Source organism: Rhodobacter sp. NSM (assembly GCF_052244495.1).
Classification (GTDB): Bacteria; Pseudomonadota; Alphaproteobacteria; order Rhodobacterales; family Rhodobacteraceae; genus Cereibacter_A.
On sequence record NZ_JBQPXH010000004.1, the window covers coordinates 290,586 to 303,033 of the forward strand.

General features: G+C 68.1%; 16 protein-coding genes and 1 pseudogene. 11 read left to right on the top strand and 6 right to left on the bottom strand.

The genetic code is table 11. From position 1 onward, the window contains the following. Positions 1-4: 4 nt before the first annotated feature. Complete coding sequence (locus ACTVZP_RS11045) at positions 5-760, bottom strand: DUF1013 domain-containing protein (protein ID WP_443212207.1); 756 nt, start codon at positions 758-760, stop codon at positions 5-7. A 121-nt stretch (positions 761-881) separates the two neighbouring features. Here ACTVZP_RS11045 and ACTVZP_RS11050 point away from each other — a divergent pair, with 121 nt between their 5' ends. Next, positions 882-1,502 carry a ribonuclease T2 family protein gene (locus tag ACTVZP_RS11050; protein ID WP_443212208.1) on the top strand — a complete coding sequence of 207 codons (621 nt, stop codon included), beginning with the start codon at positions 882-884 and terminating at the stop codon, positions 1,500-1,502. 313 nt (positions 1,503-1,815) lie between these two features. Here the strand turns inward: ACTVZP_RS11050 and ACTVZP_RS11055 are convergent, their stop codons facing one another. Both ACTVZP_RS11055 and ACTVZP_RS11060 read right to left on the bottom strand, forming a co-directional pair. Then, positions 1,816-2,802 carry an NAD(P)H-quinone oxidoreductase gene (locus ACTVZP_RS11055; RefSeq protein WP_443212209.1) on the bottom strand — a complete coding sequence of 329 codons (987 nt, stop codon included), beginning with the start codon at positions 2,800-2,802 and terminating at the stop codon, positions 1,816-1,818. 179 nt (positions 2,803-2,981) lie between these two features. Then, the gene (locus ACTVZP_RS11060; RefSeq protein WP_443212210.1) at positions 2,982-3,674 is read right to left on the bottom strand and encodes a COQ9 family protein; all 693 of its coding nucleotides are present in this window, start codon (positions 3,672-3,674) and stop codon (positions 2,982-2,984) included. A 198-nt stretch (positions 3,675-3,872) separates the two neighbouring features. Between ACTVZP_RS11060 and rpsU the strand changes: the two genes are divergently transcribed. From rpsU to ACTVZP_RS11080, 4 genes and pseudogenes are all read left to right on the top strand, one after another. Next, positions 3,873-4,079 (top strand): 30S ribosomal protein S21, encoded by a 207-nt coding sequence (gene rpsU / locus ACTVZP_RS11065; protein ID WP_002720900.1) that lies wholly within the window; start codon positions 3,873-3,875, stop codon positions 4,077-4,079. A gap of 239 nt (positions 4,080-4,318) precedes the next feature. Beyond that, positions 4,319-5,020, top strand: a pseudogene (locus ACTVZP_RS11070) (phosphatidylserine decarboxylase); the annotation flags it as partial. A gap of 3 nt (positions 5,021-5,023) precedes the next feature. Further along, the gene (pssA, locus tag ACTVZP_RS11075) at positions 5,024-5,761 is read left to right on the top strand and encodes a CDP-diacylglycerol--serine O-phosphatidyltransferase (RefSeq protein ID WP_443212211.1); all 738 of its coding nucleotides are present in this window, start codon (positions 5,024-5,026) and stop codon (positions 5,759-5,761) included. A gap of 24 nt (positions 5,762-5,785) precedes the next feature. Continuing rightward, the gene (locus ACTVZP_RS11080) at positions 5,786-6,400 is read left to right on the top strand and encodes a class I SAM-dependent methyltransferase (RefSeq protein WP_443212212.1); all 615 of its coding nucleotides are present in this window, start codon (positions 5,786-5,788) and stop codon (positions 6,398-6,400) included. Positions 6,401-6,500: 100 nt separating this feature from the next. Here ACTVZP_RS11080 and ACTVZP_RS11085 read toward each other — a convergent pair whose 3' ends face one another. After that, complete coding sequence (locus tag ACTVZP_RS11085; RefSeq protein WP_443212213.1) at positions 6,501-6,959, bottom strand: Lrp/AsnC family transcriptional regulator; 459 nt, start codon at positions 6,957-6,959, stop codon at positions 6,501-6,503. Positions 6,960-7,098: 139 nt separating this feature from the next. Here ACTVZP_RS11085 and ald point away from each other — a divergent pair, with 139 nt between their 5' ends. After that, a complete protein-coding gene (gene ald, locus ACTVZP_RS11090; RefSeq protein WP_443212214.1) occupies positions 7,099-8,217 on the top strand; it encodes an alanine dehydrogenase in 1,119 nt (372 codons plus the stop codon). 214 nt (positions 8,218-8,431) lie between these two features. Here the strand turns inward: ald and mscL are convergent, their stop codons facing one another. Then, positions 8,432-8,872, bottom strand: a complete 441-nt coding sequence (mscL, locus tag ACTVZP_RS11095; RefSeq protein WP_443212215.1) for a large conductance mechanosensitive channel protein MscL — start codon at positions 8,870-8,872, stop codon at positions 8,432-8,434. A gap of 104 nt (positions 8,873-8,976) precedes the next feature. Between mscL and ACTVZP_RS11100 the strand changes: the two genes are divergently transcribed. Then, positions 8,977-9,669 carry a glutathione S-transferase N-terminal domain-containing protein gene (locus tag ACTVZP_RS11100; protein WP_443212216.1) on the top strand — a complete coding sequence of 231 codons (693 nt, stop codon included), beginning with the start codon at positions 8,977-8,979 and terminating at the stop codon, positions 9,667-9,669. Between the two features lie 85 nt (positions 9,670-9,754). On the opposite strand, the gene ACTVZP_RS11105 is transcribed toward ACTVZP_RS11100, so the two are convergent. Continuing rightward, positions 9,755-10,306: a TlpA family protein disulfide reductase gene (locus ACTVZP_RS11105; RefSeq protein ID WP_443212217.1), complete on the bottom strand. Its 552-nt coding sequence runs from the start codon at positions 10,304-10,306 to the stop codon at positions 9,755-9,757. A gap of 21 nt (positions 10,307-10,327) precedes the next feature. Here ACTVZP_RS11105 and argH point away from each other — a divergent pair, with 21 nt between their 5' ends. From argH to ACTVZP_RS11125, 4 genes are read left to right on the top strand one after another with little or no spacing between them, the layout of a single operon-like run. Then, positions 10,328-11,743 carry an argininosuccinate lyase gene (gene argH, locus ACTVZP_RS11110; protein ID WP_443212218.1) on the top strand — a complete coding sequence of 472 codons (1,416 nt, stop codon included), beginning with the start codon at positions 10,328-10,330 and terminating at the stop codon, positions 11,741-11,743. After that, positions 11,740-11,889: an argininosuccinate lyase gene (locus ACTVZP_RS11115; protein WP_443212219.1), complete on the top strand. Its 150-nt coding sequence runs from the start codon at positions 11,740-11,742 to the stop codon at positions 11,887-11,889. The genes argH and ACTVZP_RS11115 overlap by 4 nt, the downstream gene beginning before the upstream one ends. A 4-nt stretch (positions 11,890-11,893) precedes the next feature. Further along, positions 11,894-12,112: a hypothetical protein gene (locus tag ACTVZP_RS11120; RefSeq protein WP_443212220.1), complete on the top strand. Its 219-nt coding sequence runs from the start codon at positions 11,894-11,896 to the stop codon at positions 12,110-12,112. A gap of 1 nt (position 12,113) precedes the next feature. Next, positions 12,114-12,431, top strand: coding sequence for a DUF2834 domain-containing protein (locus tag ACTVZP_RS11125; RefSeq protein WP_443212221.1), 318 nt, complete (start codon positions 12,114-12,116; stop codon positions 12,429-12,431). Positions 12,432-12,448: the final 17 nt, after the last annotated feature.

Here is a 12,448-nt window from a genome sequence, read left to right on the forward strand (position 1 = left end):
CCTATCAGCGGCGCGGATCCTCGTCGTCTTCCTCATCCGCATCATCGCCATGAGGCAGATTGAAGAAAGAATCGGCATCGGAGAAATCGGCGGGCCGCTTCTCTTCCTCGCTGCGGCCGAACTGCTCGAGACCGGCGAGGCCCGAGGGCATCCGCGGCTCGTCCGGCATCGAGAGCGACTGCTCGGTCGAGACAAGCTTGCGCCGCTCGTCATCGCTCATGACGGCGCCTTCGGCGGCCTTGCGGCGCGCCGCCTGCTGCACGGCGGCATCGAGTTCGGACTGGCGGCAGAGGCCCAGCGCCACGGGGTCGATCGGCTGGATCGTCCCGATGTTCCAGTGCGTGCGCTCGCGGATCGACTGGATCGTCGGCTTGGTGGTGCCGACCAGTTTCGAGATCGCGCCGTCCGAGAGTTCCGGGTGGAACTTCACCAGCCAGAGGATGGCAGCCGGGCGGTCCTGCCGCTTGGAGAGCGGCGTGTAGCGCGGCCCGCGGCGCTTCTCCTCGCCGACGGCAGCAGGGTTGAACTTGAGCTTCAGCCGGTAGAGCGGATCCTTCTCGCCCTTGTCGATCTCGATCTGGTCGAGCTGGTTGTTCGCCACCGGATCGAAGCCCTTCACGCCGGTCGCCACGTCGCCGTCGGCGATCCCCTGCACCTCGAGCTCGTGCATGCCGCAGAAGTCGGCGATCTGCCTGAACGAAAGGGTGGTGTTGTCGATCAGCCAGACTGCGGTGGCCTTGGACATCAGCGGCTTGTTCATCGGACGATCCTCTGCAAATCTTGACCGGGCCGGGAAAACGGCTGCGGCCTGGCCGCGTCTTCTCGTTTTCGGGAAGTTCACGCTGGCATATAATCCCGATCATCCGCGAGGGGAAGTGGAAATGCGCAGTCTGGCCCTGATGCTCGCGCTGGCCGCCGGTCCCGCTCTTGCCGATCAGGACCGGGCGGGTGACTTCACCCACTACATCCTGGCGCTGAGCTGGGAGCCCACCTGGTGCGCGGTCGAGGGCGAGGCACGCGGGGCCGAGGAATGCAGCTGGGGCCGCGGCTTCGTGCTGCACGGGCTATGGCCGCAGGGCGAGGAGGGCTGGCCCGCCTTCTGCCGCACGGTCGAGCGCGATCCCTCGCGGCGCGAGACGGAGGCGATGTCCGACCTGATCCCGCCCGGTCTCGCCTGGTACCAGTGGAAGAAGCACGGCCGATGCTCGGGCCTGCCGCCTGTCGACTACTACGCCCTGATGCGCGCAGCCGTCGGCAGGGTGAAGGTGCCGGAGCCGCTTCTCCGGCTGCGCGAGGACATCGCCCTGCCGCCCCGCGTGCTGGAAGAGGCTTTCACGGACGCCAATCCCGGTCTCGCGCCCGAGGGGATCACCGTCACCTGCGAGGCAGGATACATCCAGGAGGTGCGGATCTGTCTGACGCAGGACCTCCGCTTCCGCGCCTGCGCGCCGGATGCACGCCGAGACTGCGGCCTGCCGAAGGCGATGATGGACCACCCGTGATCGCCAGCGGACCCAGCCGGGGGCGCTGCCCCCGGACCCCCGGGATATTTGAGCAGAGTGAAGGATGTTTCAGTAGAGTGAAGGAAGCGGGCCGCGACCACGGATCGTGAAGCGGATCCGGCCGCACGTTCCCGGCAGCGGAGGCGGCGCAGGGTCCGGGTGGCTCGGCGCTGGAGTTCGAGAGGGAAGGGTCGCGAGCCCGGGGTTTACCTCCCGCAGCCAGGCTCGGCCACGTCTTCCGCCTGGCCGCGGCAGCGCCGGAGGCGGGGGTTCGATGCCCCCGGCTCCGGCACCCCCCGGCCGGTGCGACAGGTCAGATCTTCAGGACGATCTTGCCGATATGCGACGAGCCTTCCATCCTCGCATGGGCCTCGGCCGCCTGGTCGAGCGGGAATTCGCTGTCCATCACGGGGCGGAGCGCGCCCTTCGCGATCATGGGCCAGACCTGCGCCTCGAGATCGCGGGCGTAGCGCGCCTTGGCAAGGTCGCTCTGCGGACGCAGGGTCGAGCCGGTGATCGTCAGCCGCCGCATCATCACCTCGGCAAAGTTCAGTTCCACCTTCGTCCCCTCGAGGAAGGCGATCTGCACCAGCCGCCCCTCGGTCGCCAGCGCCTTCACGTTGCGCGGCAGGTAGCTGCCGCCCACCATGTCGAGGATCAGGTCCGCCCCGCCCTCGGCCTTCAGGATCGCCACGAAATCCTCCTCGCGGTAGTTGATCGCCCGCTCGGCGCCGAGGTCGCGACAGGCCGCGCATTTTTCCTCCGAACCCGCGGTCGCGAAGACGCGTGCCCCCAGCGCCTTCGCGATCTGGATCGCCGTCGTCCCGATGCCCGACGAGCCGCCGTGGACAAGGAACCGCTCTCCGGCGCGCAGCCCGCCGCGCAGCGCCACGTTCGACCAGACCGTGAAACAGGTCTCGGGCAGGCAGGCAGCCTCGCGCAGGTCCATCCCGGCCGGGACCGGCAAGGCATGCTCGGCGGGCGTCACTGCATACTCGGCATAGCCGCCGCCTGGCAGAAGGGCGCAGACCGCCTCGCCCACCGTCCAGCGCGTGACACCCGGCCCCACCGCCGCAACGGTTCCCGCGCCCTCGAGCCCCGGTAGAGGAGAGGCGCCCGCCGGCGGTGCATAGGCGCCCGCGCGTTGCAGCGCATCGGGTCGGTTCACCCCGGCATAGGCCAGCCGGATCAGGATCTGGCCGTGCCCCGGCACCGGCACGGGAACCGTGCAGGGCCGCAGCATCTCGGGCGCTCCGGGCTGGGAAATTTCCACGGCACGCATCGTCTGGGGCAGGCTCACGCGTCTCTCCTCGTGCTGGTCGGTCCGGTCCGGCGCTGTCGCCGGATCGGCGGTAATCATGGCAAGTCCGGGGCAAGCTCTGGGATGCGGCGTAGCTGCGCAGCGTCATGCCGCCCGCTATGGGTGCGGACAAGGGGTCGCCTTCGCGCCCCCGTCCTCACCTGCGCCACAACCCACGTTCAGTAGTGGCTCGACCGCCCGGGAACATCGGCGGGCGTGGTCGGCGCCTGCACGCGGCGCATCACCATCCGCGGACCGGCCGTCATCGCCCGCACCAGCGGATTGCGCTGCGCCTCGGTCTTCAGCTTCTCGAACCGCAGCACATCGGCGATGCGACGGTCCAGAAACTCCCAGGTGGCGTAGTGGCCCGGCGTGTCGTCGCCCAGCCAGTAGAGCACCGTCGCCCCGTAGACGGCCGAAAGCGTCGCGCGCTTCGTGTACCAGTTCACGTCCCGCGACGTGTCGCCGAGCGCGGTCCAGATCTTGTCGGCCGTTCCCCAGAGCGCACGTGCGCCGTCGCCCGCATGCTGGGGAAGGCTGAAGAGCGTCGATCCGCGGCGCACCAGTTCCTTGTCCTCGGCGGCCTCGAGACGGAAGCGGATCAGCGCGGCGACGCGCTCGGAATACCGCATCGACGCCAGATCCACCTGTGCGGCCTTCTCGAGCATCCGCTCGTCGCCGCGGTGGTGGTAGGCAAGCGCGAGATCCACCCCGCCCCGCGGGAAGAGCGCCTTCGCAAGACCGGGCGCCACGCCCGAATCGCGCACCGAGGCGCGAAGCGTCGCTTCCGACCAGCCGTCGAAAGGCACGTGCATCATCGCGGCATCAAGGATCGCGTCACGGGCCTTCTCGTTTCCATCCCTTGTGTCCATGGCCTTCCCTTTCCGGTTCCCTGGGGGTGACTTGCCACCCTTGTCATCGCTACTGCTGACGGAGAAATGGGCCGATTGTCCAGCGGTTCCACCGCCTTTACCGGGCATGGCGCATGGTGGACAAGCCTGCCGGTCTTTGATATAGGCGCCCGACCTGCTTATCTTGCAACTCTAACCTAGGAAGGTGGTGACAACCACATGCAGGTCAGCGTCCGCGACAACAACGTCGAACAGGCCCTTCGGGCCCTGAAGAAAAAGCTCCAGCGCGAAGGCGTGTTCCGCGAAATGAAGCTCAAGCAGCATTTCGAGAAACCGTCGGTCAAGCGCGCCCGCGAGCAAGCCGAAGCGGTCCGCCGTGCGCGCAAGCTCGCGCGCAAGAAGGCGCAACGCGAAGGCGCTCTCTGAGACGTCAGCGCGAAGCTGGGCGGGCCCAAGGGCTCGCCGACATCGGACCCCCGTCGCGAAAGTGTCGGGGGTTTTTCTTTCGGGTGCGGCACAGGCGCGCGGCGGAGGATCGCCACCAAGGGTTGCAAAGAGGCGCCCGCATGGTTTTATCCCGCCGTTAACGGCTTCAGTCTCAGCCGAGGCTCCCCGACCGCAGGCCGGGAGCGACACCGCAAAGATCCAGTTCGGAAGGCACTACCGCCATGGCGATCGACATGCTCTCGACCTTCATCAAGCCGATGCACCGCGAGGGCACCAAATTCGTCGCGATCTTCGCGGGCATCACGCTGCTCCTCTTCCTCGCATGGGAGCCGCTGGGCTGGATCGGCGTGATCCTCACCGTCTGGTGCTACTATTTCTTCCGCGACCCGGTCCGCGTGACGCCCACCCGCGAGGGGCTGATGGTGAGCCCGGCCGACGGCGTCGTCTCGCTGATCGAGCCTGCCGTTCCCCCGGCCGAACTCGGCATGGGGCCGGAGCCGATGACCCGCGTCTCGGTCTTCATGAGCGTCTTCGATTGCCACGTGAACCGTGCGCCGATCGGCGGCACCGTCACGGCCGTCGCCTACCGCCCGGGCAAGTTCCTGAACGCCTCGCTCGACAAGGCGAGCGTGGACAACGAGCGCAACGCGCTGGCCATCCGCCTTGCCGACGGGCGGCAGATCGCCGTGGTGCAGATCGCGGGCCTCGTGGCGCGCCGCATCCTCTGCGACGTGAAGGAGGGCACGCCGCTGCTGACCGGCGAGCGGTTCGGGATGATCCGCTTCGGCTCGCGCCTCGATGTCTACCTGCCCGAAGGCGTCCAGCCGCTCGTCTGCATCGGCCAGGTCATGACCTCGGGCGAAACCGTGATCGCCGACCTGACCAGCACGGAGGCGCGCCGCTCCGGCGCGGCGCGCTGAGCCATGCTGCGGCGCGACGAGCGGACCCTGCCGATCCTGATGCTTCTGCCGAACCTGGTCACCATCACCGGGCTCTGCGCCGGGCTGACCGCGATCCGCTTCATCATGGTGGGCCGCTTCGACCTCGCCGCGATGCTGATCGTCTTCGCGGCCGCCATCGACGGGCTCGACGGGTTGATCGCGCGGCGGCTGAATGCACAGTCGAACTTCGGGGCCGAGCTCGACTCGCTCTCCGACTTCCTGAACTTCGGCGTGACACCGGGGATCCTCGTCTTCCAGTTCGCGCTCGCCGGCACCTACAGCACCAACTGGGTCTTCGTGCTGGTCTACACGATCTGCGGCTGCCTGAGGCTTGCGAGGTTCAACATCAACCGCGACACGCCGCTGCCGCCGGGCGCGAAGCCTCAGTTCACCGGTGTTCCCGCGCCGGGCGGCGCGTTGCTTGCGCTGCTGCCTGTCTTCATGACGCTGCAGGGGCTGATCGACGCACGTGACTTCCCCGTGGCCTACGGGATCTATCTGGCGGTGGTCGGGTTGCTGATGACGAGCCGGATCCCCACGATCTCGCCCAAATCGATGCGCATTCCCCGTGACAAGGCGATCTTCGTGCTGATCGGCACGGTCATCGTGATCGGCCTTCTCGTCACGCGGTTCTGGCTGCTGATGGTGCTGCTCGGCCTCGCCTATCTGGGCGTGACCGGCCTTGCCATCGCGAATTACCTGCGCCGCTGGCGCGCCTGACAGCAACGAAAGAGGGACGGACGCATGGAACTTGACGCGGTGAGCCGGAGCTACAAGCGCTGGGCGCCTATCTACGATTTCAGTTTCGGCAAGGTGAGCGAGAGCCCGAGGCGCCGGACGGCGACCCATGTCAACGCGCGCGGCGGCCGCGTGCTGGAGGTGGGGGTCGGGACCGGCCTGTCGCTGCCGCTCTACAGCCACCGGGTCGATGTCACGGGCATCGACTTCTCGCACGAGATGCTGGCCAAGGCGCGCGAAAAGGTCGAGGAACTGGGGCTGAAGCCCGTGAAGCACCTCCGGCAGATGGATGCGCGCGAGCTCGACTTCCCCGACGAGACCTTCGACACCGTCGTCGCCATGTTCCTCGTGTCGGTCGTCCCCGAACCCGAGCGCGTGGTCTCCGAGATGGCCCGTGTCTGCAGGAAGGGCGGCGAGGTCGTGATCGTGAACCATTTCGCGCGCGACAAGGGTCCGCTCGCGGCGGTCGAGAAGGCGCTGGCCCGGTTCGAGAACACGCTCGGCTGGCATTCGGACTTCGCGATCGAGCGCGTGACGGGCGACCAGCGCCTCGAGGTGGTCGAGCAGGCGCCGATGGGGCCCGGCGGCCTCTTCACCTTCCTGCGCTTCCGGCGGCGCTGAGGCCGTCGGGTCCGCATCTCGCCCGGCGCGCGCCATAGCGCGCCGGCAACCTGCCCCGGCCGCCGTCGTAGACCCTTCGCCTGCTGCGGGCGGGCGCGCGTCAGACCGGGATCGCCGTCGTCTTGAAGACGGTGCGCAGCGCGAAGCTGGAGTGCATCTGCGCGACACCCGGCAGGCGCGAGAGATACTGCCGGTGGATGCGGGCGAAATCCTCGGTGTCCTGCGCCACGACCTTCAGCAGGTAATCCGCCGTCCCCGCCATCAGGTGGCATTCGAGGATGTCCGGCACCCGCGCCACCTCGCGCTCGAAGCGGTCGAGCAGGTCGTCCGCCTGCCCCTGCAGGGTGATCTCGACGAAGACCGTGGTCGGCCTCGCCAGCTTGCGCGCATCAAGAAGCGCGACGTAGCCGGCGATGAACCCCTCCTCCTCCAGCCGCTGCACACGGCGGTGGCACGCCGAGGGCGAGAGGTTCACCCGCTCGGACAGGTCGGCATTGGTGATGCGGCCCTGCTTCTGCAGGACGGTCAGGATCCGGCGGTCTGTCGCGTCGAGTTCCATTTACCTGCAATCTTCTTCGGCATTCGGCGGGTCTGGCAAGAGAACCTACCGACGTGCCCCGGCGTCGTCACGCGAGATTTCAAAGCACCACCGCCCGTCCCGGTGCATCCTGAGACAAAATCACGCAGGGAGGAATGTGATGAGGATCGGCTGCCCGAAGGAGATCAAGCCGCAGGAGTTCCGGGTGGGCCTGACGCCCCATGCCGCGCGCGAGGCCGTGTCCCATGGCCATGAGGTGATCGTCGAGGCTGGCGCCGGAGCGGGCTCGGGCTTTCCGGATGCCGACTATCTCGCGGCCGGCGCGCGGCTCGTGCCCACGGCGGAGGAACTCTTCGCCGCGGCCGACCTGATCGTGAAGGTGAAGGAGCCGCAGGCGGTCGAGCGCAGGCGCCTGCGCGCGGGGCAGGTCCTCTTCACCTACCTCCACCTCGCTCCCGATCCGGAGCAGACGCGCGACCTGCTGGAGTCGGGCGTCACCGCGATTGCCTATGAGACCGTCACCGATGGGCGTGGTGGCCTTCCGCTGCTCGCGCCCATGTCCGAGGTCGCCGGCAAGCTGGCGCCGCAGGTGGGCGCCTGGACGCTGCAGAAGGCGAACGGCGGACGGGGCGTCCTGCTCGGCGGTGTTCCGGGTGTGGGTCCGGCGAAGGTCGCCGTGATCGGAGGCGGTGTGGTGGGTACCCATGCCGCACGGATCGCGGCCGGGATGGGCGCCGACGTGACCGTTCTCGACCGCTCGCTGCCACGGCTGCGGGCGCTCGACGAAGCTTTCGGCGGGCTCTTCCGCACCTCCTACGCCTCGGCCGGCAACACGGCGGAGCAGGTGGCCGAGGCCGACATGGTCATTGGCGCGGTCCTGATCCCCGGCGCAGCCGCGCCGAAACTGGTGAGCCGCGCGCAGCTCTCGTCGATGAAGCCGGGGGCCGCGATCGTGGACGTCGCGATCGATCAGGGCGGCTGTTTCGAGACCTCGCGTCCGACGACGCATCAGGATCCGGTCTACGAGGTGGACGGGGTGATGCACTACTGCGTGGCGAACATGCCCGGAGCCGTGGCCCGGACCTCGACGCTCGCGCTCGGGAACGCGACCATGCCCTTCCTGCTGGCGCTGGCCGACAAGGGCTGGAAGCGGGCCTGCGAGGACGATCCGCACCTGCTGGCCGGCCTCAACACGCATGCGGGGCACCTGACCTATTACGCGGTGGGGCGTGCGCTCGAGATCGACGTGCTCTCGCCACAGCTTGCCCTGAAGATGTAGGCGGATCGCGCATCGGCGGCAGGGCGCGGGCTCTCGGTTCTGCTTCTCCAGTCGGCGCATGCGGCTGACGTAATGGCCGGATGCAGGCTTCCGTCCCTGCCGGGGAACGGACCACCTGGAGTGGCCGCTCGATCCCGGACACCGGTTCGGGCGGAATGCCCCGCCAGAGGGCCATGCGCCCCTGGTGCCGTCGCTGTGAGGTGATGCGTGCCGGTCAGGCTGCGCGCTTCTTCAGCAGGTCCCGGATCTCGGCCAGAAGCTGTTCCTGCGTCGGACCGGCAGGCTGCGCCTCCGCCTCTGCCGCGCTCTTGCGGATCGCCGCGTCCTTCACGCGGTTCACGACCTTCACCAGCAGGAAGACCACCCAGGCGATGATCAGGAAGTTGATCACCGCGGTGATGAACGAGCCATAGGCGAAGATCGGAGCGCCCGCGTCGCGCGCGGCCGCGAGGCTCGCGTAGTCTCCCTCGCCCAGATTCAGGAAGAGGTTCGAGAAGTCGATCCCCCCGGTGACCAGACCGATGATCGGATTGATCAGGTCCGCGACGAGGCTCGAGACGATGCCGGTGAAGGCCGCGCCGATGATGATGCCGACCGCCATGTCCATGACGTTTCCCTTCGCGATGAAGGACTTGAATTCGTCGATTATGCTCATGAACGTTTTCCTGACTGTCCCTGCCAGAGCATTTGCCTCCGGCCTGCTTCCGATTACCTGCTTCCGGCACTCATGATTTATCCCTGCCCCGACCGGAGATCCCGATGACCGACCTTGCCTCCTTCCCCATCACCCGCCGCTGGCCGCCACGTCGGCCGGAAGCGATCCAGCTCTACTCGCTGACGACGCCGAATGGCGTGAAGGCCTCGATCGCGCTCGAAGAGCTTGGTCTGGACTATGATGCCCATCTGGTGGACTTCGAGGCAAGCGACCAGACGAGTCCAGAGTTCCTTTCCCTGAACCCGAACAACAAGATCCCCGCCATCATCGACCCGCAGGGCCCCGGCGGCGAACCTCTGGCCCTCTTCGAGAGCGGGGCGATCCTCGTCTATCTCGCAGAGAAGACCGGGCGCCTCATGTCGGCGGAACGGCGCTACGAGGTGCTGCAGTGGCTCATGTTCCAGATGGGCGGGATCGGCCCGATGTTCGGACAGCTCGGCTATTTCCACCATTTCGCCGGAAAGGAGATCGAGGATCCGCGCCCGAAGGAACGCTACCGGGCCGAGACTGCGCGCCTGCTGAAGGTGCTCGACCATGCGATGCAGGGACGCGAGTGGATCGCGGGCGACTATTCGATCGCGGACATCGCGATCTGCCCCTGGCTGCGCACGCTGCGCGATTACTACCAGGCCGCCGAGATCGCCGGCTGGTCGGACCTGACGAACGTCCCCGGATGGCTGGACCGTTTCCTCGAGCGTCCGGCCGTCCAGCGCGGTCTGAGCATCCCGTCGCGCTGAGGGACTTTCGCCACCCGGCGCCACCGTATCGGCCCCGGCAGGCGGTGAAGCGGGGGCAAGCCAGGCTCGCCCGGTTCGCCTTCCGCTATTTGGTCATGGCCGCCAGCACGGCCATGGCCTCGGGCGAATCCCAGTCGGCATCGCCGATCAGCCGGGCCACCTCGCGGCCCTGCGGATCGATGACCAGCGTCACGGGCAGGCCCATGACGCCGATCTGCCGGGCGAGCGCCGACTTCGGGTCACGCAGGACGGGAAGATGCGTGACACCGGCCTCGTCGAAGAACTTGCGGATGCCGGGCACAGCGTTGCGGCCGGTCGCCACCGTCACCACCGCAAAGGCGTCGCCGCCCATCGCGGCCTCGAGCCGGTCGAGCGTCGGCATCTCCGCGCGGCAGGGGGCGCACCAGGTGGCCCAGAAATTCGCCACCACCCAGCGCCCGTGCCAGTCCGAGAGCGACCGCGGCTTCTCGTCGAGATCGGCAAGCGTCGCCTCGGGCAGCGGCTTCGGCTCCGCGTGGATCACCAGCTTCCTCATGTCGCCCGAAAGCAGCGCCTGCGCCTCGGCCGGACCCGCCGCCGCGCCGTTTGCACCGAAGGTCAAGGACGTGTAGATCACGGCAATCAACAGACGCAGCATTTCACCTCCCGAAGGCTTCCCATGTCCGACGCGCCCGTATCTTCCTCCGCCGCCAACGCCATGTGGGGCGGTCGCTTCGCCGCGGGGCCCGACGCGATCATGCAGGCGATCAACGCCTCGATCGGCTTCGACAAGCGGCTCTACGCGCAGGATATCCGCGGCTCTCGTGCCCATGCCGCCATGCTTGCGGCGCAGGGTATCCTGACTTCTAGGGATGCCGAGGCAATCGGGGAAGGGCTTCTCACCGTTTTGTCAGAGATCGAGGCGGGCGGCTTCCCCTTCCGGGTCGAGCTCGAGGACATCCACATGAATGTGGAGGCGCGGCTGAAGGAGCTGATCGGCGAGCCCGCCGGGCGGCTTCACACCGCGCGGAGCCGGAACGACCAGGTGGCGGTGGACTTCCGTCTCTGGGTCCGCGACCAGTGCGACGCGGCCATCACGGGGATCGAGGCGCTGATGCGGGCCTTCCTCGCGCAGGCCGAGGCCGGGGCCGACTGGGTCATGCCGGGCTTCACGCACCTGCAGACCGCGCAGCCGGTGACCTGGGGCCATCACATGCTGGCCTATGTCGAGATGCTGGCCCGCGACCGCTCGCGTTTCGTGGATGCCCGCGCGCGGATGAACGAATGCCCGCTGGGCGCCGCGGCTCTGGCCGGGACCGGCTTCCCCATCGACCGGCACATGACGGCGGCGGCGCTCGGCTTCGACCGGCCCACGGCCAACAGCCTCGATTCGGTCTCGGACCGGGACTTCGCCCTCGAATTTCTGTCGGCCTCGGCGATCTGCGCCCTGCATCTGTCGCGATTCGCCGAAGAGCTGGTGATCTGGTCCTCGGCGCAGTTCCGCTTCGTGCGCCTCTCGGACCGCTGGACCACCGGCTCGTCGATCATGCCGCAGAAGAAGAACCCGGACGCTGCGGAACTCCTGCGGGCCAAGCTCGGCCGGGTGCTGGGCGCGGCCGTCGCGCTCTTCACCGTGATGAAGGGCCTGCCGCTGACCTATTCCAAGGACATGCAGGAGGACAAGGAGCAGGTCTTCGACGCCGCCGACACGCTGATGCTGGGGCTGGCCGCCATGACCGGGATGGTCGGTGACATGCAGGCCAACCGCGAGAGCCTCGCCGCCGCCGCGGCCTCGGGCTTCTCGACGGCAACCGATCTCGCCGACTGGCTGGTGCGCGAGCTGGGCCTGCCCTTCCGTGACGCGCACCACGTCACCGGCAGCCTCGTCGCCCGCGCCGAAGCGAAGGGCTGCGACCTGCCCGACCTCTCGCTTGCCGAGATGCAGGAGGTCCATTCCGGCATCCGCGAGGACGTCTTTGCCGTGCTGGGGGTCGAGAACTCGGTGCGCAGCCGGACCTCCTATGGCGGAACCGCCCCCGATAACGTCCGCGCGCAGGTGGCGCGCTGGAAAGAGCAGATGGGAGATGCCGCATGAAGGCTTCGCTGATCCTCGTCATCCTTGCCCTCGCGGGCTGCGGCATCGACGGCCCGCCGCTGCGCCCCGGCACCGACCAGCCGGTCGAGGTCCAGCCGGGGCTCTCCATCGGCGGAACCGCCGAGTTCGGCATCCGGAGCAACTGACGCCATGCTCCGGGCGCTCCTCCTGCTGCTGGGCCTCGCCGCCTGCACCGATCCGAACGCACCCCAACTCGGGCTCGGCGTCGGCGTCGGTCCCGGTGGCGTGCGGGTTCATCCCCGCATGTCGACCCGTGTCGCCGGGACGAGCGTCGGCGTGAACCCGCACGGGGCCTCGGTTGGCACCGGCATCGGAAATGTTGGCGTCGCCGTCGGAGGAGGTTTCTGACATGTCACCGCTGCGCATGATCTTCCTGGCCCTCGCACTTTGGGGCGCGACCCACCCGATGTATCACTTCGTCTCCTACATGGTGACGACGGGCGAGGGCTTCGGCGGCATGATTGACGCCTGGTATGTGAACGCCTCGACCACGGGCCTCGTGTGGGATCTCACGATCTCGGCCATCACGCTCACGGTCTGGATCCTGGCGGAGACCTTCACCCGAAAGAACTGGATCGCGCTGGTGGCGATCCCCGCCACCTTCCTGATCGGCGTGTCCTGCGGGCTCCCGCTCTACCTCTTCCTCCGCTCGCGCCCGATTACCTGAGGAGATGCGAACACGGG